Source organism: Bradyrhizobium genosp. A (genome assembly GCF_049949275.1).
In the GTDB taxonomy this organism is placed as follows: domain Bacteria; phylum Pseudomonadota; class Alphaproteobacteria; order Rhizobiales; family Xanthobacteraceae; genus Bradyrhizobium.
This window is the reverse complement of sequence record NZ_CP188196.1, coordinates 363,631-390,489: the sequence shown is the minus strand read 5'-3', so window position 1 is coordinate 390,489 and position 26,859 is coordinate 363,631. Positions and strand designations below refer to the sequence as shown.

Here is a 26,859-nt window from a genome sequence, read left to right as displayed (position 1 = left end):
CACCGCGGGAAGCGGGGCCCGTTGTTGATGGGAATGACCATGCTCCCCAAAAATCCTTTCCACTGTGATCACCGTCACGGGCGGCCCACCCTTTGTGACGTCGGTCACTTTGGCGCACCCACCTGAAATTCCATCGCAACCGCTGTCGTGTTGGTGTCACGTTAACTGTTCCTTCGCATTAATGGCTCGTCCGCGGGAAACTCCGCTGGTTGGTTGCGTATTTGGAAAGAGTAGCGATGCGTAATGCGTTGGGCCTGATGCTGGCCAGTGTCCTTGCGGCGGTCGTGATCGCCGGAGGTTGGTACTTTTATTCCTCGCGCGCCGACCAGGGCGCCCCCAAGACAACGGCCGCCCGCGCCGCCGATCCTCTGCCGGCGCCGGCCAAGCTTGCCGCCAAGGATGACGTCGAGACCACTGCGGCGCTCGCGGGCAAGCCCGCCGCTCCGGCCGCCGCGCCCACGCCTGCACCGGCGCCGGTTCAGCAGACGACGACCTGCACCAATCCGAATGCATTGGGCGTCTCGCGCGTGGTCGAGATCGACACCACCGGCGGCCCCGGCTTCGGCTTCGACCATTTCAAGCAGTTCGACTTCCTCACCGACAAGGAGGTCGTGTTGACCTTCGACGACGGTCCCTGGCCGGTGAACACGCCCGCAGTGCTGAAGGCGCTCGCGGATGAATGCACCAAGGGCCTGTTCTTCTCGGTCGGCAAGCATGCGACCTATCATCCGGAAATCCTGCGCCAGGTGCTGGCCCAGGGCCACACGGTCGGCACGCACACCTGGTCGCACGTCAACCTGAACGGCAAGAAGATCACCGAGCAGATGGCGAAGGACGAGGTCGAAAAGGGTATTAGCGCGGTGAAATGGGCGCTCGGCACCAACCCGTCGCCGTTCTTCCGCTTCCCGCAGCTTCAGCACAATCCGGCGATCGTGAGCTATTTCGGCACCCGCAACGTCGCGATGTTCTCGACCGACATCGACTCCTTCGATTTCCGGAAGGGTGCGACGCCGGAGAAGATCATCGAGACGGTGATGACGCGGCTCGACAAGCTCGGCAAGGGCATCATCCTGATGCACGATTTCCAGAAGCACACCGGGGAAGCACTGCCGGCGCTGCTCGCACGGCTCAAGGCCGGCGGCTACAAGGTCGTGCAGATGAAAGCGAAGACGACGCTTCAGACGCTGCCGGAATATGACGAAGCGCTGATGAAGGACATGAAGGTGCCGACCGCCGGCACGAGCATGCGTCCGATCTCGAGCGTGGTGCAGACGGTCTCGCAGCGCTAAGCGCCTCAGGCTTCGACAAGCATGATGGCCGGGCTCAGCAGCCCGGCTCATTTTCATTTTGGGAGCTAGGTGCCGTCGCTTACCAATAGACGCCGTGGCGGTGCAGCTCCGCGATGATGCGGCCTTCGGTCCACCGCTTGTGCCTGGGCTTTTCGGCCTTCGCCGTCGTCTTTGCTGCAGGCCTGGTCGCGGCAGGCGCTGACGTCGTCGTCGTGACCGTAGCCGGCGCGGTGGCCGAAACCGCCGGCGGCCGATCGACATATTTCGGCGCGTCGGAGACTGGCGCGACTTCGCTCACCTGAGTCGTTGCGGTGGTCGGCGCAGCCGCTTGCACAGCCGGTACCTGCTCATTGGCCGTGGCCAGCGAAAGACTGCGTGAGCCACCTGCCTGGGCAGATGCGGAAGCCAGAACCATGGCGGCGACCAGAATGATCTTGCGCATGTGAAATCTCCCGTGTTTGCGTGACCGGGACACTAGGCGAGAGGCGCGCGAGGTTATGTGATGAGAATCACGCAGATGGATGGCGCAAGATCAGCCAGTTGGCCTTGTGCACGACGTCTTGAGCGTTTTCAGTCACCGCAGGCGATAACTTCTTGCTATCTTAGGCCTAAGGGTTTTGACGGTCGCGCATGATCGCCTGCGGTCGTCATGAACCGACCCTCTCCCTTAGAGCTAGCCCAAAACATTCGATAAGGGCGAGCGGCATCGGTTTCTCCACTGCAATCTTCACCACCTTGGCAGCGAGCTAGTTTCCGGATCGTCACGTGGGTGTGAAGAGACCACTTTGCCGCGACTCTAAGGAGGTACCTCTTGCTGGTGATGGCAGCTGGGACAATTGGCGGTGTTCATTCTCCTGCCTGACACACCATGACTGAACGCGGTTGAGCACTTGACGGCCCCAGCTTCCCTTCTGGCTGGGATCATTTTGTTTCTAGGTCCAATTCCCTTCGGCGTGTGCACTTCAAAAATCGGCCTCAACTCGAGGCTGCTGAGCTGAGGCCAAGTTGCTGAACTGACTAGGCTATCACCAGTCCAGTTACGTTAGCATGCACTTGAGGCAGCACCTCCGCTACCGGGCAACTGATCTACCTCGGATTTTCCGCAATGGTTTACCAGGGAGTTCCACCGCGGATGGTACAACTTCCACTCCGCCCTCTTCATCTTGGTTTGAAATTCGCGGCGAGCCTTTCCTCGTGCGCCTGGAGTGCCTCGCGCCAAACTTGGATCTCATCGATAAGCGCCATTCGCTCTTCTCGTCGTTCATAGCGTTCGGGTCCTCGAAAGGGCCGGCTGGTCCGCGGGCTTACCCCTTCGCCGCGGTGGTGCCTCAGTCGTCCCAGAGGCGCTTTCCGCAGCTGCATTCGAACATATGGATGATTCCACCGCTCTGAGAATCCACCACTGTTCGTACAAGCTTCATTTTCTTGCCGCAGATGCCGCAGGTTCTGGTGGAGTTGTCCTCGACAACGCAAATCCTCTCCGCGCGAAATATTTCCATGAAGCCCGCCTCCGTCCAAGGTGACCATGTTGGAAATTACAACTCTGTTGCAGCAAGAAAACTGGAGGAAATGGGGTGCGAGGTCGTGACTAATTTGTGACCGTACACAGGGCAAATTATGATGCGCGACCTACGACCCCTTTAATTGGGTACCTCGTTAGGAGTAATGCCTGATCAGATCTCCGGGCTAATGTAATCCCTGTGCAAAACGGTTGGTCGTTGGGCGCCATCGAACAGAACGGTGATGCCCGTAGTACGGGGGCTTACGTCGACAACGACGCCAGTCGTGCCAGGTGGCTCGCAGCTCAAGCAGCTGGCTCCGCTTGAACGGGGGCCCCTGCAGCTTGCGCTTAGCGGGCCATTTCAGAAATGTGTTCCCGCCCTTCGAGCCGCTCGATGGCCGCCTGTCGCTCATGATGCACCAGCCAGAGCATGAAGAGCACTAGCGAACCCGCGAGAGCAGCGAGGCCGTAATACCGATGATCACGAGGCCGCCGGTTCAGGCGGGCGGCACGCCGGTGTGATGAGCGTTGAAGAATGCGTGTGAAGTAGTTCACAATTTACAGGCATAAGCTTGGCGTATCGTCCCCGCCTCGATCGGAGGACGTGCCATGAAATCAAGTTGGACAGCCTCTCAAGCGCTTGCCCTGGCAGCCGCCGTTCTGGTGGTTGTAGGGACCACCATTACGTCCAGCCATAATCAGGGAGTCCCTGAACCGAGCCTGGGACCGGGTTGGCAATGCAGCCGAACCATGTTGTTCGCGACGACTTGCTCTCATTCGAGCGTTGGGCAGGAACACACGTCTCGACACCTCCTAGCCGCTGAATAATAGCCTCGAGGCGACCGGTTCCGTCTTACAGGCGCACGGTACTTCTACGGGTCACAAAAACTCAAAATTGAAATGGCAGGGTTGGGGCGCTGGGATTTCAACGCCCAGACCGGAATGCATTTCGGAACGCCGCCGAGCGAACATACTCCGCTCGTGCGGTGTCCACGTCCTCTTAGTATTTTGTGGGGTTGATGCATGTTCGATATGGAAACCACTGCGCTCCTCAGAGCGGTGCTTGAGGAAGTTTGCGAAAATATCCCCGTCAGCGAAACCGGCGCGAGAACGCACGTCGCCTCGAAAATCCTGGAGGCGGCAGCACGGGGACAACTCTCAGCGGATGCGTTGAGGGCGGCGGGTTGTAAAGCCCTGAACCCGCCCACCATGTGGCGCTGAAATCTTTCTCCCCTGGGGCATTGGCAACCAATTGGTGGCCAGTATCACAGGTTAAGGAGCCGATCGCCCGTCGTATGCATGTTGTTCCCAATTTTTTTCGGGCGCTTTTGGGAGTTTGTTCCGATGAGTGACAACACTTTTCAATCGAGATTTTTGGTTCGTCAAGGTGGTAAGGGCTGGATGGTTTACGATCGACAACGAAAAGGCCCGGCAATGATTGGTACGAACCCTGCCGTCAATCTGACTGAAGAACAAGCTCACCGCATCAAGCGGACCTTAGTGGTGTGCGGCGGGGAAACAGGAGACCGGGGACAGGCAATATCGGGGTAAGGCTGTAGACCTTGATCGGTCCCCCTCAGATGTGCGGCGTGTTCGCAGAGTTCGAACGCCGCATGACTCGCGAGCGCGTCAACGCTGGCCTGGCCCGCGCGAAGGCGAACGGCACCAAGCTCGGCCGTCCCACCATCGGCCCGGCAGTCGAGAAGCGCATCCGCTCCTTGCGGGCCGAAGGCATGGGCGTGCTCCGCATCGGCCGCGAGCTCGGGATCGGCACCAGCGCCGGCCAGCGCGCGCTAGGGCCGGGGTGATTTGGCCCCACCCCCGGGGCCAAATCACCCCGGCCCGGATGCGCGTCATAGTGGTCCGAGCAAAATATATAAAAATCTGATGAGCCATACATTGGGTAGTTACTTTCTAAGTCGGGCGAGCCACTGCGGTAACGTCGATAAGCCAAATCAAGGGAAAGAATAACGATACGACGAGCAACGAAGTTGACGCGCGTTTATATCGGCTGCTTCGACTTTCTGCTCTGCTCGGTGTTGGGACTGGCGGCGGCTTCCCCCTACGTCGTCTCGCAAATGATCGCAGAGCCATGAAGACTATGGTGCCAACTACAAGGCCACCCGCGATAGTCTTGATCGAATTGGTCAGTCTGCTGGCCTGCGAGTTTTGCCATTCGACGAGATCACGAAAATCGTATACGCGGCCCGCGCGCCGATCCCATACATACACTTGAATATATCCGCTTGCGCTTATGATCTGACGATTAGCGTCTAGGCTTGGTAACCGAACCACGCGGCCCATCCGACGCAAAACGCGACATAGATGCGAACCAGTCCCCCCTGAGCATCATTGCGACTTTCGATGTCAGAACTCGTTGATGAAAGTCATTGCGTCCTTTGCTCGCGCATGTGGCCCAGCGAGCGCCCAGCTTTCCGCGCGAACCTCGACACGATAACGCTAAAGGAACCGATCTGCGACGCCTGCATGACGGCATGGGCACGCAATGTCGACTTTCTGGTTAGGCGCGATGACGACGCGACGAAGCATTGAGGGTCACGTACCTATGGCGTACCTATCCGCCATTCGCGCAGACACAGCTTGAAGCTAACTGATTGAAAAGGCTGGTGCCGCAAGAGGGACTCGAACCCCCGACCCCGTCATTACGAATGACGTGCTCTACCAGCTGAGCTATTGCGGCGAACCCTGCCGGGCCCGGGCGATGCCGGCCCCGATACGCGCGCTCCTGATATCGGGCATGGCCCGAATTGGCAAGGACAAGCCGCAGGCGAAATGCCGCTCACGCGCCCCAGCGGGACCAGAATCCGCGCCAACCGCCGGCCTGGGCCTTTGCATGGGCCTTGGGCGTCCCGATTTGTTCCGTAAATTCATCGCTCGGACTGTCGTCATCGATGCCGGGATCATCCGGCGCGCGAACGATCGGGATGACGGCCTGGATCGGCACCTGTGCGGGCTTGCCGAGGTCGGCACGGGTCCGGAACACCGGGGTTGCCGCCACCGGCGATGATTCGGCGGCTTCAGGGGCGGAATTGACCGGCTCTGCGGGCGCCACCACCGGCTCTTCCTTGACCGCCGGCGGCGCATTGTCCTGCGCGGCCGGGATCGGGGCCGGCGCGATCACGACCGGTTCCGCCGGCGCTTCGCTGACCGCCGTCACCCGCTTCGGTGGCGGGGCGGCGAGCATGGCTTCCTCGAAGGCCGAGGACTCGATCGTCGTGCCCTTGTCCGAAGGCAGGCTCGCCACCGGCGTCTGCCACTGGAAGGCGTCGAGCCGGCCGGTGACCGGGGAGACCGGACGCCAGCGGTCGCTGACATAGCCGTCCGCGGTCCAGGCGGGGTCGTGACGGGCGCGCACCGCGCGCAAGGTCCAGGCGCGGGCACGGCCGCCGTCGCCGTCCTCGGCGCGCTCGAGCTCCGCCATCAACAGCGCCACGCGCTGGGTCGGATCGTTGACGTAGGGCGCCAGCACCTCGCGCGCACGGGCGAACTCGGAGGCATCGATCGCAGCGCGCGCGATCGCAAGCTGTCCCTCGACATGGCCGGCCTTGTCGGCGGGCGTTTTCGCCGCGAGCGTCTCGACCCGCTGCAGGCGTTGCCGCGCGGCATCGCCGAGTTTGACATGCGCATAGGCGTCGGCGAGATCGGGATGCGGATTGGCAAGCCAGGCAGCCTCGACCAGCTTCATGGCACGGCGCACCTGATGCGCCTCGCTCTCGAATTTCGCGGCAAGCACCGCGGCCGGCACCAGGGTCGGCGCGAGCTTGACGGCTTCCATCACGCTCTCGCGCGCGACATCGCGGTCCATCGTCTCCAATTCCAGCGCGCGCGCCGTCAGCAGCACGCCGCGCTGCCGGCGGTAGCCCTGCTTGTCGATCAGGCCCGCGGACAGGTTCGAATCCAGGATCGCGAGCGCGCCGCTCCAGTCGCCGCGCGCGCAGCGGAAGCCGAGCACCGCATGCGAGGCCCAGGTCGAGGACGGCGACAACTTGATCGCCTCCTCCGCGATCATCACGGCGCCGACCGCATCGTCGGCGCGCTGCGCTTCGATGAACAGGCCGCGCAGGCCGAGCAGGCGCGTATCCTCGCGCTCGGCCATGGCGCGGAAAGCGCGCTGCGCCTCATCGCGATTGCCGTCGAGCTGGGCCGATTGCGCATGCAGGAGAAGCGCGAGCGGATCGTTCGGCGCGTGTCGCCGCGCCGCTTCGGCGTGACGGCGGGCAAGCGCGGTGTCGCCATGGCCGATCGCGAGCAGGCCGTGGGTGATGGCGTGGCGGCCACGGGCATGACGCTTGTCATGCCGGCGGCGGCGCATCCGTCCGGGCATGCGCCAGATCACGGTCAGGATGCTCCAGAGCAAGACGATCAGGATTGCGAATATGCCGAGGCAGAGCACGAACACCGGAATGCTCGGTGAGGCCCGAAAACCGCTCCAGGTCAGCACGACATCGCCGGGCTGATCGGCAACCCAGGCCGCGCCGGCGCCTGCGAGCGCAATCAGAACAAGGAAGAGGACGATGCGAAGCATGACTATCCCTATACGCGCGGATTGTTGCGCGAATCTTATTGAGCCGGCTTATTGACCAGGCTTGGCGAGACCAGCCAGAGCGTCGTCGGCGAATTTGCGGGAGGCCGCGAGCGCGGCATCGCGCGCCTCGGCCTTGTCGAGCCAGGCTTGCGCGGGCGCACGATCGGCCTCGGGCAGCGTCTTCAGCTCGCGGCGCGCCTCGACGAAATCGTTGCGCAGTGCCGCGGCCGTGACCCGCGTGACAATGGCGCCGCGGTCGTTGCCGACGCCGTCGGTGCGCTCGATGCGGACAAGCTTTGACGCGCCGGCCTGAAGGCGCTCGACGATGCCGGCACTGCTGCTCGGCGCTTCCGGCGGCGGCGACAATTTCGGCACGATGTTGAGGAGCTCGCGGGTCAGCGTGACCGGCGTCGGAATGCCTGACGCGGCAAACGCATCGAGCGGCTTCAACAGTTCGGGCTTGGCCGCGAGCGCCCGCGCAGCAGTGAGCTGCGCCTCGTAGGGGTCGTTATGGCGAACGGCGACGTCGAGCAGGGTGGCGGCGACCACGTAGCGCAACGGCTTATCGTCCATCACCTTGGCGCCGGCGATCTTTTCGCCCTGCTGCGTGAGCTCCGCGCGCGCGGTGGTGCTGGCGCGCTCGAGCTGGGAGATGCGGTCGTCGAGGGCGCCGAGACCGGATGAGGCCGCGGTGTCGCGCGGTGTGGATTTCGCATCGTTCAATGCGCTCGCGGTCTTGTCGGATTGCGCGCGCAAACTGGCGATGTCGCCGCGCAGGGTACCGACGGATTTCTCCAGCGCATCGAGCCGCGCGACGATGGCCGGATCGGCGGCGGGCTTGCCCGCTTTGGCTTCGACCGCGGCGACGCGACCGCTCAGCGCGTCGACCGTGGCACTCGTCACTTGCGGCGCGGCCGGCGGCGCCTGCACCGCGGGCCAGCCCAGCACCCAGCCGACCGCGATCACGACCGCGGCAGCAACGGCGCCCGAAAATGGCGCGATGACCCAGGGAGAAATCGCGCCCGGTGCAACGGCGGCCTGCGCCTCGCTATGCTCCGGCTCAACCTGGGTAGCCTCGACCTTGGCAGTCTCAACCTTGGCCGTCTCGTCCTTGGCGTCTTCGGCACCGGCCCGCTCGGCGTTTGCCTGCTCGGCCGAGGGCTGTGCCTCCGGCTCACCCGCCACGTCCTGCGGCTGGGTGGAGACTTCGGTCGCCTCGAGGTCGATGGTGGGCGGGGTGCGCTTGGCACGGCTGGACTCGGGGGCCAATCCTGCGTCTTCAGGCTTGTCGTCGGCCATCGTGACGGTTCCTCACACTTTCATACCAGAGACGAGCCCGATTGCCTCGGATTCGGCCCGTCCTCTTACGCCAAACGGGTCCGCAAAGCACGCTCCAAGGCGTCAAACAGGGCATTTTCGTCCGGGGTCGCGGCCACCAGGACCTGCGATGCCCCGGCATCACGCAGCACGCTGGCGACCATCTCGGACAGGCAGCATTGCGGGATCGCCAGCGCCGAGATTTCAACGCCTTCGTCCCGGGCCGCATCCAGGAACGCCCGCGCGCTACGCCGGGAGTAATGCAGCACCGCCTCGATGCCATGCGCGGCAAAGCCGTCGCAGACGTCGCGCGGCAGAAGCTTGACCGGGGCCATCCGGTAGGTCGTCTGAGTGACGACGCTAAACCCTTCCGTGCCCAGCTCGCCGCCGAGATCCCGCGACAGGTCGGCGCCCGCGAGATAAAGCAGCGTGCTCTTTTTCTCCAGCACCTTGTCGCGCGCGCTCTGCATCACCTTGTCGCGCAGGGAAGCGGCATCGCCGCCGGCGACGATCACATCCGCAAAGCCGACGTCGCGCGCCACGGAAGCCGTGTGCTCGCCGACCGCGAACAGCGGCAGCTCCGAGAGGCCGAGGTCCCGCAATTGCGGCGCGACGGCGCGGATCGCATTGGCCGATGTGACGATGATGGCGCCATAGCCCGCCTCACTCTCGTCATGGAACGCGACCGGCTCGAACTTGAGCACTGGCGCAAGCAGCACCACATGTCCCCGCGCGCGCAGATTTTCCGCCGTCGCCACATTGTCGGGATGCGGCCGTGTGACAAGAATGGACATCGCTTGTGTTCCCGGACCACGTGGCGGTGACGCATTGACGAATGCTACCGGACGTACCAGAACTCTGCTTTACGGATGAGCGCAAGGGCGCAAATTGGATAACAATTCGCCAATGCTGGTACTGGGCATCGAGACCACCTGCGACGAGACCGCGGCGGCCGTGATCGAGCGCGCGCCTGACGGGAGCGGCAGGATCCTGTCCAATATCGTGCGGTCGCAGGTCGAGGAGCATGCCCGGTTCGGCGGCGTCGTGCCAGAGATCGCGGCGCGCGCGCATGTCGACCTGCTCGACGGCATCATCGACCGCGCCATGCGCGAAGCCGGCATCGGCTTTGCCCAGCTCGACGGTGTCGCAGCCGCTGCGGGACCGGGATTGATCGGCGGCGTCATCGTCGGGCTCACCACCGCGAAGGCGATCGCGATGGTGCATGACACGCCGCTGGTCGCGGTCAACCATCTCGAGGCGCATGCGCTGACGCCGCGCCTGACCGACGGCATCGAATTTCCTTATTGTCTGTTCCTCGCCTCCGGCGGCCACACCCAGATCGTCGCGGTCACCGGCGTCGGCCAATATGTGCGGCTTGGCACCACCGTCGACGACGCGATCGGCGAGGCCTTCGACAAGGTCGCGAAAATGCTGGGCCTGCCCTATCCGGGCGGCCCGCAGGTCGAACGCACGGCCGCGAACGGCGATGCGACGCGCTTCGCCTTCCCGCGGCCGATGCAGGGACGTCCCGATGCCAACTTCTCCCTGTCGGGACTGAAGACGGCAGTCCGCACCGAAGCGAGCCGGTTGGCTGAGATCACGCCGCAGGACGTCAACGATCTCTGCGCGAGCTTTCAGGCCGCCGTGATGGATTCGACGGCCGACCGGCTGCGCGTCGGTCTCAGACTTTTCCGCGAACAGTTCGGGGCGCCACGCGCGCTGGTCGCGGCCGGTGGGGTCGCCGCCAATCAGGCGATCCGCGGTGCGCTGTTTGATGTTGCCAGGGAAGCGCAGACGCAGCTGATCATGCCGCCGCCCGCACTCTGCACCGATAATGGCGCGATGATCGCCTGGGCCGGCGCCGAACGCCTCGCGCTCGGCATCTCCGACACGATGGAGGCGCAGCCGCGCGCGCGCTGGCTGCTCGACGCCAGCGCGACCGCGCCGGCAGGCTACGGCAAGACCCGGGCGGGATACTGAATGCTGTGGTGTCGCCACGAGCTCCGCTTCACCTCGCCCCGCCTGCGGGGAGAGGTCGGATTGCATCGTAGATGCAATCCGGGTGAGGGGGACTCTCCGCGAATCCAGCTATCACCTCCCTTGCTGAAACTCCCCCTCACCCCAACCCTCTCCCCGCAAGCGGGGAGAGGGAGTGGAGGGAGCGCACCATGACCGCGTTCCAGTCCGTCGCGGTGATCGGCGCGGGTGCCTGGGGTACGGCGCTGGCGGCGGTGGCCGCACGCGCCGGACGGAGCGTGACGCTGTGGGCGCGCAACGCCGAACATGCCGCGCGGATCGCCTCGACCCGCGACAATCCGCGGCTGCCGGGCGTGACGCTCACACCGGAGATCGTCGTGACAAGCGAGCTGTCGCTCGCCGCGCGTGCCGACATGCTGCTGATCGCGACGCCTGCGCAGCATCTGCGCGGCGCGGTCAACATGCTGGCTTCGCACCTCGCGAAGCCCGTTCCGGTCATCGCCTGCGCCAAGGGCATCGAGCACGGCACCCACAGATTCATGACCGATGTGATCGCGGAAGCCGCGCCTCATACGCAGCCCGCGATCCTGTCAGGTCCGAGCTTTGCCGACGATGTCGCGCGCGGCCTGCCGACGGCGGTGACGCTGGCCGCAAAGGACGAGGCCTTAGCGAGCGCACTGGTGCAGGCGCTGGGCTCGGCGACCTTCCGGCCCTATCACACGACGGATGTCCGCGGCGTCGAGATCGGCGGCGCGGCCAAGAACGTGCTCGCGATCGCCGCCGGCATCGTGGTCGGCCGCAACCTCGGCGCCTCCGCGCTCGCCGCGCTCACGACCCGCGGCTTTGCCGAGTTGATGCGCCTCGGTCGTGCGCTCGGCGCGCGCAGCGAGACGCTTACCGGCCTGTCCGGCCTCGGCGATTTGATCCTGACCTGCTCGAGCCCGCAATCGCGCAATTTCGCGCTGGGGCTTGCGCTCGGACGCGGCGAGTTGTCGCCTGCCGGCAAGCTTGCCGAAGGCGAATTCACCGCGCCGGTGTTGATCGAACTCGCAGCTTCGCAGAACACCGAGATGCCGGTATCAGAAGCGGTCGCTTCGATCCTGAGCGGCCGAAGCACGATCGATGCTGCGGTTTCAGGACTTTTGACGCGCCCCTTCAAGGCAGAGGAATAAACATGGCGTACTGGCTGGTGAAATCCGAACCATCGGCGTGGTCCTGGGACCAGCAGGTCGCGAAGGGCGCCAAGGGCGAGGCCTGGACCGGCGTGCGCAATTACACAGCACGCATCAATCTCGTGAACATGAAGAAGGGCGACAAGGCGTTCTTCTATCACTCCAACGAGGGCAAGGAGATCGTCGGCATCGCCGAGATCATCAAGGAGGCCTATCCGGATCCGACCGACAAGACCGAAAAGTTCGTCTGCGTCGACATCAAGGCCGACAAGCCCTTGAAGACACCGGTGACGATGGCCGCGATCAAGGCCGAGAAGAAACTCGCCGATATGGCGCTGGTGAAATATTCGCGCCTGTCGGTGCAGCCGGTGACGGCGGAGGAATGGAAGCTGGTATGCAAGATGGGCGGGCTGTAATTCGCTCCAATTGAAGGCCGACCTGTGACAGCTTTGTGATAGCGCGATAGCCCCGTCACAATCATTGATATCTGCCGTCAGAATTCCTAGATTCGGTGAAGGAATGGACGTTCAACAGGTCTTCTCGCGTCATGGCGATGCAGGAAAGGGACGGCGGCGAGCAATCGCCAGGGTCCACGGACGGCCCCACGGGGGTCTTTCCATTCCGTCCCCGACAAGATGCTTCATCGATGCTGGCGATGCTCCTGGCCGGCGCGGCGATGATCGGGGCCATCATGGGATGGTTCTTGACCACGCGCGCGGAGCCCGACGCACCCGTTATCGTGCTGGTGCCGCAGGAGCAGGTGGCTGATGCCATCCCGACCCTGACACCGGATGGCCAGCGGGTCGCGCAATCCGACAGCCGGCAATGCCGTTACCCCGTCGCATTCATCACGGTGTCGACGCCGGGCAATTCCGCCGGCGGGACCGTCACGTTTCGCACCAGCAAATACCGCTCGCCTTCGTTCCGCGTCACCGACCAGCCGCAGAGAATTGCCCTGCCAAACCCGCTGCCTGACAGCGGCGGGCTCGACCCGCTGACCGCGGACGGTGACGCCAAGGGTTTGCACGTATCCCTTTATCCGACGGCACGGATGGAGCCAGTCAGCGGCTCCAGCACCGTCACGGTGCGATGGCCTGCGCGCCCGCCGTGCAAGTGAGATTTGCAAGTGAGACTTGAATGCAGAATTTTCTGAACGCGCGCTTCATCCTCGCCTTCATCCTGATCGGCGTGGCGACGGCAGGGGTCAGCGCGCTGCTGTTCAATCCGCAGGTCGGCTTTTTCGGCTGGATCGGCTCGCTCTTCTCCGAGATGACCGCGCTGCGCTTCGTCGGCGTCGCGCTGACGATCGTCTCTGCGACCGGTGTCGGCTACATCGCTTCCCGCCTCGGAGCCGACCCCACGGCGTCGGGCTTCGTCCCGATCGGAAGCGGCTATACCTATGGCCGCAGGCTGACGACCGATTCCGCGACCGGCGAGACCCGGATGGTGACACGTACCGCGGACGACGCCCTTGACGATCTCGACATGATGGTCGGGCTCGCCTCGGTCAAGACCGAGATCAACAAGCTGCTCGCGAGCCTGGAGGTCGAGCGCCGGCGGCGCGAGCAGGGCCTGCCGGTGTTCGCCACGAGCCGGCATATGGTGTTCACCGGACCTCCCGGAGTTGGCAAGACCGTGGTGGCGCGCGCCATCGGCGACGTCTATCGCTCGCTCGGCGTGCTGCGCAAAGGCCACTTGATCGAAGCCGACCGCAGCCAGCTCGTCGCGAGCTATGTCGGCCAGACCGCGCCGAAAACGCTCGACGTCTGTCGCTCCGCGCTCGACGGCGTCCTGTTCATCGACGAGGCCTACAGCCTGAGCGCGGCGGAATGGAAGGGTGATTTCGGCCGCGAGGCCATCGAGGCGCTGCTGAAATACATGGAAGATCACCGCGATCGCCTGGTCGTGATCGTTGCCGGCTATCCCGCCGAGATGCACCGGTTCATCGCCAGCAACCCCGGACTTGCCAGCCGCTTCACCAAGACGATCGACTTCCCGCCCTACGATGCGCTCGAGCTCTGCGAGATCTTCCGGGCCATGGCGTCCGAGCAGCAATATCTGCTGCCGATCGGCTTCGAGGCGGCGCTCGCACCATGGATCGACTCGCAACGCGACGATCCGCAATGGGGCAACGCGCGCTCGATGCGAACGCTGCTCGAAAAGACCCGCGAGGCGCATGCCCTGCGCACGTCGCGGGACCCCAATGCGAGCGTCGCCGAGTTCGAGCTCAGTGACATTCAATCGGCGATCCGGGACAGCTGACCATGAAGACGACCGCCCGCATCGCCGCATTGCACGGCGCATTGTGGAGCATCGATCCCTGGTATCGATGGTCGTGGTACGCATGGCCCACCGCAATGGCCGTGCTGATCACAGGCTGGATCCTCGTCAGCAAGCCGGTCAATACCGGCGCCTGGGGCAACGCCGGAACCTGGGCCAAGCCGATCGCGCAGAAGGCTACGACAACAACCCCCGCAACGCCCATCAAGACGACGACCGTCAATCCGGTGGACCTCGAAGTGATGAGCTGCTTTGCCAATCGTGGCGAATCTTCGGAGAGCGCCTGCACGAAGGTGATCGATGACGGCAAGATATCCGGCTCGAGGCTGGCATCGGTCTATACGCAGCGGGGCTTCATGCGACGCGACAAGCAGCCGGACAGCGCGATGTCCGACTTCAATGCCGCACTGAAGATTCAGCCTGATTATGCCCCAGCCCTGAACGACCGCGCCTGGATCTACATGAACCGCGGAGATTACGACGCGGCGCTTCTGGATTTGAACAAATCGGCCAGTCCGACCACGCCTTGGCTGCAAGCGGCCGTCGCATACTATTATCGCGGCTTCGCTTATCTGCGTCAGAAGGAGTACGCGAAGGCGGTCGCCGATCTGAACGAAGCGATCCGGCGGCAAACCAACAACGCCGACTACTATCTGGCGCGCGGCGAGGCCCAGCAAGCTCAGGAGAGCTATGACGCCGCCTTGCGCGATTTCGACGAGTTCAGCAAGCGCGCCCCGAAAGATCCGCGCGGCCTGCTGGCGCGTGCCGTCATCTTCGAAACCACGGGCAAGCCGCGCGATGCCCTGGCGGCACTGGAGAGCGCGGTCACGCTGGCGCCCGACAACGATTTCGCCAAGTCGGAGCGCGAGCGGCTTCGCGGGCAAGTGAAAGACAATGATCCTGCGAAGAGCAATCCCGGCGAGCTGCCGCCGACCTGATTTCTAGACCGCCGCGGTCGCGACGACCTGCTGCAAAAGCTGCTCCATCCCGGCTACGATGTCCGTCCTTGCGTCTCCGGCAAGGCAAAGACCGCGCAGGGCGAAGCAATACCACGCAGCTTGTGCAATCCGAGCGCGATCAGAGGCATATCCGTCTCGGCAGCAAGCGCGCCCGACACCAGCACCGTCCTGCCGAGCGGCTTGCACAAACCTTCGAGCCGGCTGGCGAGATTGACGGCCGGGCCGATCGCCGTGAAATCGAGCCGGTTGGCCGCGCCGATATTGCCCCAGAGCATCTCACCGAGATGAAGCGCGGCGCCGAATGCGAGCAGCGGTAGTCCTTGCGCGCCGCGCTCCGCGTTGAGATACGCCATACCGGCTTCGGCTGCGCCTGCAGCACGCAGAGCAGCATCGCACGCCCGGCGCGGCGACGCCTCCACCACCGGAAAGATCGCGAGCACGCCATCGCCGATGAATTTCAACACCTCGCCGCCGAAGGCGTGAACGGCACCGGCGATGCGATCGAACCAGGCGTCGAGCGCGGCAATGACATCGGCCGGTGGACTGGTTTCCGACAGCGTCGTGAAGCCGCGCAAATCTGCATAAAGCAGCGCAGCCTGAATGGTCTCGCCAAGGTCGCGACGCAGCGGCGCCGCCAACACCCGCTCGGCGCTGCGCTTGCCGAGATAGGCCTCCAGCGTCGCCCGCAACGTGGCGCGTGCAGCGAGCGCGGCGAGCGGTGTCGCGGCAAAGCGCGCGGCCTGGCGCAATTGCTCGATTTCGCCGGGCGTGAATGGACGCGGCCCGATCCAGCCGAGCAGCGGACCATCGCGCCCGACAACATCTTCATGGATCTCGCCGCCCGCGATGTCGCGCAGCCAATGGCGGCCCGCATCGTTGGGCAAATCGGGCGCCGATCCCCCTGGTGCGAAGCCGAGCGCCTCGATCACCCGGCCGTTCGCTGCGCGCCAGAGCCAGGTCCGCTTCGCGATCAGCGGGTGCGGCACCTCCAGCGTCAGGGCGCCTGCCGCAAGCGGGACCCCGTCGGCGAGCAGATGCGCGCCGAGTTCCGCCAGCAGGCGATCGGCGCCGGGACTGTTCGAGGCGGCATCGACAAGCCAGGCGAGGGCCGGGGAAAGTTGCATGATCCGATGATGGCGAAGGAAGGCGGTCTTTGTCACGAGCAATCCTTGACGGGCTGCTTTGGCGCCGCCATGTGCCAGTGGCAGAGCGTTTTCAAGCGAAGTGGATGCCGGTTCGCGTAAGGAAACGCGTCAAAACAAGAAGCTAGAGCCTCGGTCCGACACCGTCGGAACGGGGCTCTAGCCCAGGGATGATCGCCCATGACCGAACCGTTCGTATTGCAACGCGAGACACAGATCGCCGCCCCGCGCGCCACCGTCTTCGCCTATTTGACGGACCCTGAGAAAATCCTGAGCTGGATGGGCTCGGATGCGACCACCGAGCCGCATCCCGGCGGGCTCTATCTGCTCAAGGGCATCGGCCCACGTGGCGGTGTCGCCCGCGGCGCCTTCCGCGAGGTCGTGCCGGTGCACCGTCTGGCCTACACGTTCGGCTGGGATGGCGGTCAGGAAGTGCCGCCCGGCTCGAGCCTGATCGAGATCGACCTGATCGAGCGCGACGGCGGCACGCTGCTGCGCATGACACATAGCGGGCTGCCCACCGAGGAACAGGTGGCCGCGCACGCGAAAGGATGGGCGCACTATTTGGGGCGGCTTACGAGCGCCGCCGCGGGCCGCGATCCCGGCCCCGACAAGGGTGTTTCGGACAATATGTAGCGATGCGAGCTGGTTAGACCGCCGCGGTCGCGACGACCTGCTGCAAGAGCTGCTCGCGTCTCGCCTGCGAGCGCTGCCCCTTCATGGTCGCGGCGAAACGCTCGAGGATGCCGTCCTCGAAGGCGGTGACGATGGTATCGTGGACATAGCTCTTGCGGCAGATCGCCGGCGTGTTGGAGAGCTTGTCGGCCGCGGCACGGATCGCGTCCAGTACCTGCTTCTTGCGTCCGCGCTGGCTGGTCGCCGGCGTGATCCGCGACAGCGATTCCACGACGACCGCCGAGGCCATCAGCGTTCGAAAATCCTTCAGTGAAATCTTGATGCCTGCGATCTCGCGCAAGAACGCATTCACCTGTGTGGTGCTGACCGCGCGCACGATGCCGTAGGTATCGCGATACTGGAACATGCGTTTGCCCGGAACGCCCTGCAAAATACCGATGGCGCGCACCAACTTGGCGGCGTCGCACTCCTTCCGCACCGCCTTGCCGCCCTTCGCCTTGAAGGTCAGCACGAAGCAGTCGTCTTCGAGCGTGACGTTGGACTTGAGCAGCGTGGTGGCGCCGCGGGTACCGTTGAGGCGGGCGTAGGATTCATTGCCGGGACGGATCGCGGTGCGCGCAATCAGCTCGATGACCGCCGACAGCGCGAATTCGCGCGTCGGCTCGTCGCCTGACAGGAACGCTGAGACCTTGCGCCGGATCTTGGGCAGCGCGCCGACGAGCTTTTCCAGACGATGCGCCTTGCGGTGCTCGCGGACCTTTTCCCAGTCGGCGTGATAGCGATATTGCAGTCGGCCCGCGGCATCGCGACCCACCGCCTGCAGATGCGTGCTCGGATCGGCCGAGTAGCGCACCTCGCGATAGGCCGGCGGCACCGCCATGGCGTGGAGCCGGCGGATGGTGCGGGCGTCCCGGATATGCGCCCCATTGGGGCGGACGAAGGAATAGCCCTTGCCGCGCCGGATGCGGCGGATGGTCAGCTCGTTCTGGTCGCCGAGCCGCAGCCCCAGCTCCTTGGCGAGCGCCTCGACCGTCGCCGCGGGCGCCGAATCGAACATTTTTTTCGGGCTGGGACGGGCGGAACCGGTCGGTTTCGGCCATTGTCCGAGGGCTTTGGCCAGCGCAATGGCAGCAGGATCGGCCGAAGCGGGCCGCATCGTCCCGAGATTCTGCTGATCCATCATAGTGTTAGCCTTAGCCCTGTCTGTTACCGGTCAATGCTGCTGTTCTGATTTTTGTTCCCAAGGGGACCCTCTGGACCCGGGTTGGCCATTTAGGGTGTTCCGAACCGCATTGCGAGTCCCGAATCAGTGAAAAGCGGTTGCTAAATACCGCCTGGGACGCATGGGCGCCCTGCGTGGGCCTATTCCAGAGATTTGAGTAAAGAGCTGAAAGCCCCGTCCGGCCTATTTCAGATTTGCGACAGCGGGCCGGCGCAGCTTGATTCTCCGCATGGCCGGCCGCTCACCGAAGGTCCAGCTTGTGGTTCTTGTCGGGGCCGGTTAGCCCGACGCATAATCGGTTCAACGATCAAGTCGGCTTGCGCGCCGCCAGCGTTTGGCTTGCCGTATGTGGAGGGAAACATGTCCGAGAAGATTTACGACGTCCCCGCGGAATGGGCCAAGCGCGCCTGGGTCGACCAGGCCAAGTACAAGGACATGTACGCCCGCTCGATCGCGGACCCGAACGCCTTCTGGGCCGAGCAGGCCAAGCGCATCGACTGGATGCACGCACCCACCAAGATCGAGAACGTCTCCTTCGCGCCTGGCAACATCTCGATCAAATGGTTCGAGGACGGCGTCCTCAACGTCGCCCATAATTGCATCGACCGCCACCTCGCCAAGCGCGGCAACCAGACCGCGATCATCTGGGAAGGCGACGATCCCTCGCAGTCCAAGCACATCACCTACAAGGAGCTGCACGACGAGGTCTGCCGGATGGCCAACATCCTGCGCACCCGCAACGTCAAGAAAGGCGATCGCGTCACCATCTATCTGCCGATGATCCCGGAAGCGGCCTTTGCCATGCTGGCCTGCGCGCGGATCGGTGCCGTCCATTCCGTGGTGTTCGCGGGCTTCTCGCCTGACAGCCTCGCCCAGCGCATCAACGACTGCCAGTCCAAGATCATCATCACCGCGGACGAAGGCCTGCGCGGCGGCAAGAAGGTGCCGCTGAAGGCCAATGTCGACGCGGCGCTCGCCAAGGCCGATGGCGTCGACTGGGTCGTCGTGGTCAAGCGCACCGGCGGCAAGATCGACATGAACCCGACGCGTGACCTCTGGTATCACGAGGCGGCTGCGATGGTGACGACGGAATGCCCGGCCGAGCACATGCACGCCGAGGACCCGCTGTTCATCCTCTACACTTCGGGCTCGACCGGTCAGCCCAAGGGCGTGCTGCACACCTCGGCCGGCTATCTCGTGTTCGCCTCGATGACGCATCAATACGTCTTCGATTATCACGACGGCGACATCTACTGGTGCACCGCCGACGTCGGCTGGGTCACGGGCCACAGCTACATTCTCTACGGGCCGCTCGCCAACGGCGCGACCACGCTGATGTTCGAGGGCGTGCCGAATTACCCGGATAATTCGCGATTCTGGAACGTCATCGACAAGCACAAGGTCAACATCTTCTACACTGCGCCGACCGCGATCCGCGCCCTGATGCAGTCGGGCGACGAGCCCGTGAAGAAGACCTCGCGCGCCAGCCTGCGCCTGCTCGGCTCGGTCGGCGAGCCCATCAATCCGGAAGCTTGGGAGTGGTATCATCGCGTCGTCGGCGACGATCGCTGCCCGATCGTCGACACCTGGTGGCAGACCGAGACCGGCGGCATTCTGATCACGCCGCTCCCGGGCGCGACAAAACTCAAGCCGGGTTCGGCGACGCTGCCGTTCTTCGGCGTGGCGCCGGAGATCGTCGACGCCGACGGCAAGGTGCTTGAGGGTGAGACCACCGGCAATCTCTGCCTGACCCGGTCATGGCCGGGCATGATGCGCACGGTCTATGGCGATCACGCCCGCTTCGAGCAGACCTATTTCTCGACCTACAAGGGCAAATACTTCACCGGCGACGGTTGCCGGCGCGACGCCGACGGCTATTACTGGATCACCGGCCGCGTCGACGACGTCATCAACGTCTCCGGCCATCGCATGGGCACCGCAGAAGTCGAGAGCGCGCTGGTCGCGCATGAGATGGTGTCGGAAGCGGCCGTGGTCGGTTTCCCGCACGACATCAAGGGCCAGGGCATCTACGCCTACGTCACCCTGATGGCCGGCGTCGAGCCGACCGACGACCTCCGCAAGGAGCTCGTCACCTGGGTGCGCAAGGAGATCGGCCCGATCGCATCGCCCGACCAGATCCAGTTCGCCCCAAGCCTGCCCAAGACCCGCTCCGGCAAGATCATGCGCCGCATCCTGCGCAAGATCGCCGAGGACGAGCCGGGCAGCCTGGGCGACACCTCAACCCTCGCCGATCCCGCCGTGGTCGACGATCTCGTGAAGAACCGGCAGAACAAGAAGTCGGCCTAAGCTCGAGCGTGCCCCGGACGCAGCGCAGCGCGCACTTGCGGTGCGCTGCAGAGCCGGGGCCCGTGTAGCGGCGGAATGCGTGGCTTTCTGGGTCCCGGCTCTGCGGCGCGGCACTGCGTGCCGCACCGCGTCCGGGACACGAGACCACCCGTGAAATAACAGCCGTTCACGCCCTCACGCGTTCGTCAGGGCGCGCAACGGCGCGGCTGCATCTTTCCCGCCGAGTGTTGTTTTCAAGTCATTTACTTTATTTCGAACATTTCCTTTGTTCCACCTGCTGGCTCGCCCTTGGCGGCCGCGCGTGGAAACCATCCGGTTAATAGGCGCGGTTAAGAATGTCTCGGCGAGCGGGCAATTGCCGGTTTTGCGTGAATTTGGACGATCCGTTCGGGGCAGGGGGAAAATTGATGTCGATGAAGATTGCACTGGCGCTGGCCGCCACCATCGGGGCAGGGGTCGTGATGTCGACGGCCGCCGAGGCGCGGCCGGAAATGGTGGGGACGCACGTCGCCGACTATTCGCCCGGCACCATCGTGGTCAAAACCAGCGAGCGGCGGCTCTATCTCATTCTCGATGACGGCCACGCCGTGCGCTATCCGGTCGGCGTTGGCAAATCCGGCAAACAGTGGGCCGGTACCACCCGCATCGACGGCAAGTACCGCAATCCGGCCTGGTCGCCGCCTGCCGAGGTGAAGCGCGACAAGCCGCAGCTTCCCGACGTCATCCCGGGCGGTTCGCCGCGCAATCCGATGGGCGTTGCGGCAATGACGCTGGCTGGCGGTGAATATGCCATCCACGGCACCAACGTGCCGGGCTCGGTCGGCGGCTTCGTCTCCTATGGCTGCATCCGCATGCTCAACGACGATATCACCGATCTCTACAGCCGCGTCTCCGTCGGCACGACGGTGGTCGTGGCGCGCTGATCGTCGCAACCAAAACAGAGGTTGCAAAACAGGGATTGAAAGAGCCGCGTTTCGACGCGGCTTTTTTGTTACCAGAAGCGCCAGCCGCGCGCGCACCAGCCGTCGCGGTGGCCGCCATTGTAGCTGCGTGCGTAGCCGCCCGCGAGCATCACCGCCGAAACATTGGCCGTCCGCTTGGTCGCGACATCGGCGAGAACGCGCCCATATTTCTCCGAGCCGAGATTGTAGATGGTGACGCCGCCCTGGCCGAGCAGATTGCGCAGCGCCTCGGTGGCTGCCTCCGCCCTGTCCAGCTCGTCCTGACAGGACGCCTTCATCTCCGGCGCATCGATGCCGCGCAGGCGAACCCGCGCCACGAGATCGCGCCCATCGCGTTGATGCACGCGCGCAAGAAAGGTGTCGCCATCGATAATGCGGATGACATCGATCGGCTGACGGATGTCGGGATTGCCGGACTGCTGCAGGATGATCTTGGCGTCCTGCGTGCGCTCGTCGGCCGGATAGGGAACCGGCCAGTTCGTCCCGTGCCGGAAGGTGAGCACGACCGCCACGACGACTCCGACCACGAACATCCACGGCACCAGTCCGGAGAGGCGACGGCCAAACGGGGAGCCGCCGAACTGCGGCCGATAGGCATTGGGGCGATCCTGGAAACGCATCAAGTCACGCTAGGACTGAGTCGGGAGGCCGGCAAGACACGACGACCAATGCACCCGGTACCCGGCCGATGCCGGATCGCGCCGGCGCTCGCCAGATCATTGCCCGAACCCAAAATCGCACCGGCGCCACGCGCTGTTCCAAGCGCTCTCCATTCGGCACCTCCTGTAGTTGTACGGAGTTTAATATTCACGCCGTATTTAGTATTAGGGCGGAGTACTCGGTTTGCGTGTGGGGGAGCGGTAGGCATGGCATCGTTCAAGTTTCGCATCGGTACAAAGCTGGGATTGACGGCGAGCGCGGGGGTTCTTCTCGTCGGCGGTATGCTCGGCAACCAGCTCGTCCGGAACGGGCAGATCGCGGGACTGAGCGAGTTGGTGGTCATCAACACCGCAAACAAGGCCAATGCCCAAGGCGCAGAGCTTGCGGTAACCCGGGCGCGCCTTGCAGTGGCAGAAATCGGATCTGCGTCCTCGGCCGACATGCTCACCAAGCATCTCGAAGCGCTGCGCAGCTCCATCGCCAATGCAACGACCGAAATAGACGCTGCATTGATCCGGTCCAAACGCGCTGAAGCCAAAGAGCTCTGTCGCGAGGTGAAGATCCAGCTCGATGCCTCTCTCAAGGCCGGCAACGATCTTGGCGAAGCCCGTGGCATCGCCATCGCACAATTCACGGCAGCAAATCAGATCGACGACGCCTGGAACAAGTCGCTCGAGAAGTTGCTGGCTTCGCCTACCCTCGCCGCGTCGCAGAACCGTCTCAACATCGAGGCCGAGTTGCGCGAAGCGGACGCGTCGTTCAAGGCGGTCAGCGCCGCCGATTGGCATTTCACAGCAACGGGCGACGCCGAGCAGAAGGATCGTATCGCCGGACATGCCGATGCCATGATCCGCGTCCTGAAACAGGTGCGCCAGTCCGCCGACAAGGATATCGCGGACGGGATCGACGCGCTGGCGGCGCTCGCCGGACGCTACAAGGCGGCAACCAGCGCGGCCGTGAAGGCAGAGGAAACCAAGAGGCGCGTGCTCGAGGAGCGATTGCTTCCTGCCGCAAAGGAGATCACCACTCGCGTCGACAAGCTGGTCTCCGCTAACAATGAATACATGGCTCTGCGGCAGAATCAGCTCGTGACCGCGCTGGAGCAGGCGACCGAGGTCAGCCTGGTGGTCGGCGTCCTCGTGATCCTGGTCCTGGCCGGCTCGGCTCTGTTTTCGGTGCTGAGCATCGCCCGGCCGATCCGTCGCATCGGCGACGTGCTGTTGCAACTAGCCGGTGGCAACAAGGCCGTCGATATTCCCTATACCGCCCGCGGCGACGAAGTCGGCGATAACGCCCGCGCCGCCCGCACGTTCAGAGACAATCTGATTCGCATCGAGCAGATGGAGGCCGAGCAAAAGGATCAGGAGGCTGCAGTCGCCGCGCAGCGCAAGCAGGAGATGATTCGGCTGGCCGGCGCGTTCGAGGATGCGGTCGGCGGCATCATCAACTCGGTTTCGGTCGCCTCGCAGCAGCTCGAATCCGCGGCCGGCACGCTGTCGGGGACGGCGGAAGAGACCGAGCAGCTCTCCGGAATGGTGGCAGCGGCCTCCGAGGAAGCCTCTGCCAATGTCGGAGCCGTGGCGTCCGCCGCAGAGGAAATGAGCGCATCGGTCGTCGAAATCGGACGTCAGGTTCATGATTCCAGCCGCATCGCTGGCGACGCAGTCAAGCAGGCCGAGCACACCGACGCCCGGATCAATGAATTGCTCAAGGCCGCGGGCCGGATCGGCGACGTCGTCAAATTGATCACCGCGATCGCAGAGCAGACCAATCTGCTGGCATTGAACGCCACGATCGAAGCGGCACGCGCCGGCGAGTCCGGCCGCGGATTTGCTGTGGTGGCCAGCGAGGTCAAGGCGCTCGCGGCCCAGACCGCGCGGGCGACCGATGAGATCAGCGCACAGATCGCCGGCATGCAGACCGCGACGGAAGACTCCGTCGGCGCCATCAAGGAGATTGGTGCAACCATCTCCAGGATTTCGGACATCTCGACCACCATCGCGGCCACCATCGAGGAACAGGGGGCCGCGACGGCCGAGATTGCGCGCAACGTCAGCGAAGCCGCCAAGGGCACGGTGGAAGTCGCGGACAAGATCGCGCAGGTCAGTCATGGCGCCAGCGCCACCGGCTCCGCTTCGACACAGGTTCTGGCATCCGCGCGCTCACTCTCGACCGAGAGTGGCCGTCTCAAGAAAGAGGTCGCGAAATTCCTCGATACGGTGCGGGCCGCCTGAGGCCCCGCACCTCATGCAGCCGACCTGAGGCCGGCCGCAAGCCAACTTTCTGACGCATCGAATAACCAACGGCTTTGGGAGGCCCCCATGCCGAGCCCCCGCTCGCGCCTGGGTCAAACACGATCACTGGGGGATTGAGCGATGATCATCAGTATTGTCGGCGGCGGCGCAACCGGAATCACGATCCTGCGTCATCTGGCGGAGCTCGCCGCATCAGAGCGAGACATGGGCGCGATCAGCGGAATTCAGCTCTTCGACAAATCCGGCTTCGACGGCGGGGTCGCCTATCGCACCCAGAGCGACCGCCATCTGCTCAACATGAAGGCGGCGAAGATGTCGATCCGCCCCGGCGACGCGGAGGAGTTCCTGCGCTGGGCCTGGGCCAACGGCCTTGACTGCGGCCGCAACGATCATCTGCCGCGGATGGTCTACCGGGACTATCTGGACAGCGTCCGTAGCATCGCGATCGAGCAATGCCGCAATGCCGGCGTGCCGGTTCACGTCGAGCATGCCGAAGTGATCCGCATGCGGTTCTCGCCGGATCACAATGTGCTGCTGACGACCGACCGCAATATCACGCATATCTCGTCGGTGCTGGTCCTCTGTACCGGCCACAACGCGCCCGAGGATCATTATGGCCTCGCCAAACACCCCAACTACATTCGCGATCCCTACGCGCAATTCGGCTTCACCGACCGCGACGACACCGACATCGGCATCCTCGGCAGCGGCTTGAGCGCTGTCGATGCTGTCACCGCACTCGCCAAGACTCATCAGCATGTCCGAATGACCTGCTTCTCCAGAAGCGGTCTGTTTCCCACGGTCCAGCCGGTCGGGATTCCGGCAATCACCAACGATTTCCGCGATGCCGTGCATCATTATGTCGTCAGCCGCGAGCGGATCGGCGCGGACGCATTTGCCCACCGGCTCTCGGACTTGCTGATCGAGATCACCGGCCTGGACTGCGACCTGTCGCGCCGGGATATCGCCACCGATGCACTGACCGACATCGAGCGCAACATCGCAGAGGCCGAGACCAACGAGCCTAACGTCCACTGCTACCTCGCCAGCATCGCTAACGTGGTGTGCGACGCCTGGAGCCGGATGAACGACGTCGAAAAGGCGCGCTTCATGGACGTCTATAATTCCGGCTGGCTGCGCAACCGCTCTGCGATGCCGCTGGAGAACGCGATCCGCATCCGCGACCTAATGCTGTCAGGAAGATTGTCGACACGCGCACGCCTGCGCACGATGACCGAGATCGGCGGCCGTTTGCGCGCCCATCTCGGCCATGACGATCATCGCGACGTCGATTGCGTCATTGACGCGACCGGTCCGTCCTACCGGCTGGACGCCAGTCCGCTCTATCAGGACATGCAGCGGCAGGGCCTCGTTACGCTCGACGCGCTCGGCGGCATTCGCTGCAGCTATGACGACAGCCGCGTGCACGACCGGCGCGGCAATCCCTATCCGAACGTCTATGCGGCCGGCGGCCCCACCAAGGGCGCGCACTTCTTCTCCGGCGCCGTCGACATCAACATGCATCGCGCCGAAGCCGTGATCTCTTCCATCCTCAACCCGAAAGGTTCGCAGATGAGCCGCCTGAACACCTCCGTCGACGAAACCGACCGCCTCGCAGACTTCGTCCGCAGCGATCATCCATCGCTCGACACGATGGTGCTGGCGATGGACGGCAAATATCAGACGCGGCCGGCCGCGCTGGACGAATTAATGTGCGAAGTGAGGGACTGCCTCGGTGAAACATTCCGGCACTGGGCTCCCGAAGACTTTCCGACGCTCTACTGCGCGTGGGGACGCTGCCGTGTGGGTTCGACCGCGCTCACCAATCTGTTCGGGGTCGCCGGGATGCCTTCTTACTTCCAGCCGGTGAAGGTCGCCCTGCGCCATCGGCTCCTTGGAAATGCGGGCGAGCCCTGGGCGGCGCCGACGGCGGCCGAGCAGCCGCATATCTTCAGCAAGGAAATGGGCGGGCCCTATGTGCTGGCCGAAAGCCTGTTCCTGCCGCTCCAGCCGCTGATCGAGGCCGGCTGGCCTGTCGACAAGCTTCACATGATCATGCTCGACCGCGATCCCGCGAGCTCGCTCGCGTCCTGGCTCGAGAAATGGTCGGACCGGGTTCCCGAGGATCGCCTGATCCAGAACTACGTGATCTCTTCGCTGAACGCGCTTCGCGTCGAAAGCCATGCAAGACGGCACGGCGTGCCGGTGACACACTACGTGTATGAAGCCAGCAAGGACGCGACCGGTTCGGTGCGAAAGCTGTTCGACCGGCTCGGCCTCGGCGAACGCTTCACCGAAGGCGCCGTCACCGACTGGAAAGAGCGCGGACAGATCGAAACGAAGGGGTCGGGCGTTACCTTCCTGAGCGAGCCGAAAATCTACACCGTGGTCGGCCTTCACGGATCGGACACGGCCTACCGTTACCGGAGCCGCAAGACAGCATCGTTGAGCGAGGCCCAGCTCCAGGTCATCGGACGCTACGGCATCGACGACATGTACCGCGCCTCGGTCGCGGCCTGCATCCGCGATCTCTCGCTGGATGCCGACACCGCCGAGCGTCTGTTCGGCGATTGCCTGGGCACTGCGGCATGAGGCAGCCTGCGAGCGCATCATCCGCTACTTGCAAGAGCACCG

General features: G+C 64.1%; 22 protein-coding genes and 1 tRNA gene. 15 read left to right on the top strand and 8 right to left on the bottom strand.

From position 1 onward, the window contains the following. The first annotated feature begins 236 nt into the window (after positions 1-236). Positions 237-1,289 carry a polysaccharide deacetylase family protein gene (locus ACP2YP_RS01760; RefSeq protein WP_426421935.1) on the top strand — a complete coding sequence of 351 codons (1,053 nt, stop codon included), beginning with the start codon at positions 237-239 and terminating at the stop codon, positions 1,287-1,289. A gap of 79 nt (positions 1,290-1,368) precedes the next feature. Here ACP2YP_RS01760 and ACP2YP_RS01755 read toward each other — a convergent pair whose 3' ends face one another. Then, entirely contained in the window at positions 1,369-1,731 is a 363-nt protein-coding gene (locus tag ACP2YP_RS01755) for a hypothetical protein (RefSeq protein WP_426421934.1), read from the bottom strand. Positions 1,732-3,813: 2,082 nt separating this feature from the next. Here ACP2YP_RS01755 and ACP2YP_RS01750 point away from each other — a divergent pair. The 3 genes from ACP2YP_RS01750 to ACP2YP_RS01740 all read left to right on the top strand — a co-directional run bounded on the left by ACP2YP_RS01750 (position 3,814) and on the right by ACP2YP_RS01740 (position 4,598). Beyond that, complete coding sequence (locus tag ACP2YP_RS01750) at positions 3,814-4,011, top strand: hypothetical protein (protein WP_426418117.1); 198 nt, start codon at positions 3,814-3,816, stop codon at positions 4,009-4,011. A gap of 123 nt (positions 4,012-4,134) precedes the next feature. Next, positions 4,135-4,341 carry a hypothetical protein gene (locus tag ACP2YP_RS01745; RefSeq protein WP_426421933.1) on the top strand — a complete coding sequence of 69 codons (207 nt, stop codon included), beginning with the start codon at positions 4,135-4,137 and terminating at the stop codon, positions 4,339-4,341. Positions 4,342-4,352: 11 nt separating this feature from the next. Then, positions 4,353-4,598, top strand: a complete 246-nt coding sequence (locus tag ACP2YP_RS01740; RefSeq protein WP_426421932.1) for a recombinase family protein — start codon at positions 4,353-4,355, stop codon at positions 4,596-4,598. 817 nt (positions 4,599-5,415) lie between these two features. On the opposite strand, the gene ACP2YP_RS01735 is transcribed toward ACP2YP_RS01740, so the two are convergent. The 4 genes from ACP2YP_RS01735 to ACP2YP_RS01720 all read right to left on the bottom strand — a co-directional run bounded on the left by ACP2YP_RS01735 (position 5,416) and on the right by ACP2YP_RS01720 (position 9,447). After that, positions 5,416-5,491: transfer RNA gene (locus tag ACP2YP_RS01735), tRNA-Thr, on the bottom strand. Between the two features lie 99 nt (positions 5,492-5,590). Beyond that, complete coding sequence (locus ACP2YP_RS01730; RefSeq protein ID WP_426421931.1) at positions 5,591-7,336, bottom strand: heme biosynthesis HemY N-terminal domain-containing protein; 1,746 nt, start codon at positions 7,334-7,336, stop codon at positions 5,591-5,593. 48 nt (positions 7,337-7,384) lie between these two features. Then, positions 7,385-8,635: a COG4223 family protein gene (locus ACP2YP_RS01725; RefSeq protein WP_426421930.1), complete on the bottom strand. Its 1,251-nt coding sequence runs from the start codon at positions 8,633-8,635 to the stop codon at positions 7,385-7,387. Between the two features lie 65 nt (positions 8,636-8,700). Beyond that, on the bottom strand, positions 8,701-9,447 hold the full coding sequence (locus ACP2YP_RS01720; protein WP_426421929.1) for a uroporphyrinogen-III synthase: 747 nt from the start codon (positions 9,445-9,447) through the stop codon (positions 8,701-8,703). Positions 9,448-9,559: 112 nt separating this feature from the next. Between ACP2YP_RS01720 and tsaD the strand changes: the two genes are divergently transcribed. The 6 genes from tsaD to ACP2YP_RS01690 all read left to right on the top strand — a co-directional run bounded on the left by tsaD (position 9,560) and on the right by ACP2YP_RS01690 (position 15,020). Continuing rightward, the gene (gene tsaD, locus ACP2YP_RS01715; protein ID WP_426421928.1) at positions 9,560-10,633 is read left to right on the top strand and encodes a tRNA (adenosine(37)-N6)-threonylcarbamoyltransferase complex transferase subunit TsaD; all 1,074 of its coding nucleotides are present in this window, start codon (positions 9,560-9,562) and stop codon (positions 10,631-10,633) included. A gap of 188 nt (positions 10,634-10,821) precedes the next feature. Continuing rightward, positions 10,822-11,802 (top strand): NAD(P)H-dependent glycerol-3-phosphate dehydrogenase, encoded by a 981-nt coding sequence (locus tag ACP2YP_RS01710; RefSeq protein ID WP_426421927.1) that lies wholly within the window; start codon positions 10,822-10,824, stop codon positions 11,800-11,802. A 2-nt stretch (positions 11,803-11,804) separates the two neighbouring features. Beyond that, complete coding sequence (locus ACP2YP_RS01705; RefSeq protein WP_426421926.1) at positions 11,805-12,218, top strand: EVE domain-containing protein; 414 nt, start codon at positions 11,805-11,807, stop codon at positions 12,216-12,218. 230 nt (positions 12,219-12,448) lie between these two features. Beyond that, positions 12,449-12,919: a hypothetical protein gene (locus ACP2YP_RS01700; RefSeq protein WP_426421925.1), complete on the top strand. Its 471-nt coding sequence runs from the start codon at positions 12,449-12,451 to the stop codon at positions 12,917-12,919. A 20-nt stretch (positions 12,920-12,939) separates the two neighbouring features. Next, the gene (locus tag ACP2YP_RS01695) at positions 12,940-14,064 is read left to right on the top strand and encodes an AAA family ATPase (RefSeq protein ID WP_426421924.1); all 1,125 of its coding nucleotides are present in this window, start codon (positions 12,940-12,942) and stop codon (positions 14,062-14,064) included. Positions 14,065-14,066: 2 nt separating this feature from the next. Continuing rightward, the gene (locus ACP2YP_RS01690; RefSeq protein WP_426421923.1) at positions 14,067-15,020 is read left to right on the top strand and encodes a tetratricopeptide repeat protein; all 954 of its coding nucleotides are present in this window, start codon (positions 14,067-14,069) and stop codon (positions 15,018-15,020) included. 53 nt (positions 15,021-15,073) lie between these two features. On the opposite strand, the gene ACP2YP_RS01685 is transcribed toward ACP2YP_RS01690, so the two are convergent. Next, positions 15,074-16,165 carry an adenylate/guanylate cyclase domain-containing protein gene (locus tag ACP2YP_RS01685; protein ID WP_426426445.1) on the bottom strand — a complete coding sequence of 364 codons (1,092 nt, stop codon included), beginning with the start codon at positions 16,163-16,165 and terminating at the stop codon, positions 15,074-15,076. A gap of 198 nt (positions 16,166-16,363) precedes the next feature. On the opposite strand from ACP2YP_RS01685, the gene ACP2YP_RS01680 reads away from it, so the two are divergent. Continuing rightward, positions 16,364-16,819 (top strand): SRPBCC family protein, encoded by a 456-nt coding sequence (locus ACP2YP_RS01680; RefSeq protein WP_426421922.1) that lies wholly within the window; start codon positions 16,364-16,366, stop codon positions 16,817-16,819. A 13-nt stretch (positions 16,820-16,832) separates the two neighbouring features. Here the strand turns inward: ACP2YP_RS01680 and ACP2YP_RS01675 are convergent, their stop codons facing one another. Beyond that, positions 16,833-18,002 (bottom strand): DNA topoisomerase IB, encoded by a 1,170-nt coding sequence (locus tag ACP2YP_RS01675; protein ID WP_426421921.1) that lies wholly within the window; start codon positions 18,000-18,002, stop codon positions 16,833-16,835. A gap of 399 nt (positions 18,003-18,401) precedes the next feature. Here ACP2YP_RS01675 and acs point away from each other — a divergent pair, with 399 nt between their 5' ends. Both acs and ACP2YP_RS01665 read left to right on the top strand, forming a co-directional pair. Next, positions 18,402-20,348, top strand: coding sequence for an acetate--CoA ligase (gene acs / locus ACP2YP_RS01670; protein ID WP_426421920.1), 1,947 nt, complete (start codon positions 18,402-18,404; stop codon positions 20,346-20,348). Between the two features lie 407 nt (positions 20,349-20,755). Next, on the top strand, positions 20,756-21,271 hold the full coding sequence (locus tag ACP2YP_RS01665) for a L,D-transpeptidase (RefSeq protein WP_426421919.1): 516 nt from the start codon (positions 20,756-20,758) through the stop codon (positions 21,269-21,271). A gap of 68 nt (positions 21,272-21,339) precedes the next feature. On the opposite strand, the gene ACP2YP_RS01660 is transcribed toward ACP2YP_RS01665, so the two are convergent. Beyond that, on the bottom strand, positions 21,340-21,930 hold the full coding sequence (locus ACP2YP_RS01660; RefSeq protein WP_426421918.1) for a thermonuclease family protein: 591 nt from the start codon (positions 21,928-21,930) through the stop codon (positions 21,340-21,342). A 246-nt stretch (positions 21,931-22,176) separates the two neighbouring features. Between ACP2YP_RS01660 and ACP2YP_RS01655 the strand changes: the two genes are divergently transcribed. Together ACP2YP_RS01655 and ACP2YP_RS01650 are read left to right on the top strand one after the other, a co-directional pair. After that, complete coding sequence (locus tag ACP2YP_RS01655) at positions 22,177-24,204, top strand: methyl-accepting chemotaxis protein (RefSeq protein WP_426421917.1); 2,028 nt, start codon at positions 22,177-22,179, stop codon at positions 24,202-24,204. A gap of 141 nt (positions 24,205-24,345) precedes the next feature. After that, the gene (locus tag ACP2YP_RS01650; RefSeq protein WP_426421916.1) at positions 24,346-26,817 is read left to right on the top strand and encodes an FAD/NAD(P)-binding protein; all 2,472 of its coding nucleotides are present in this window, start codon (positions 24,346-24,348) and stop codon (positions 26,815-26,817) included. The last annotated feature ends 42 nt before the right edge of the window (positions 26,818-26,859 follow it).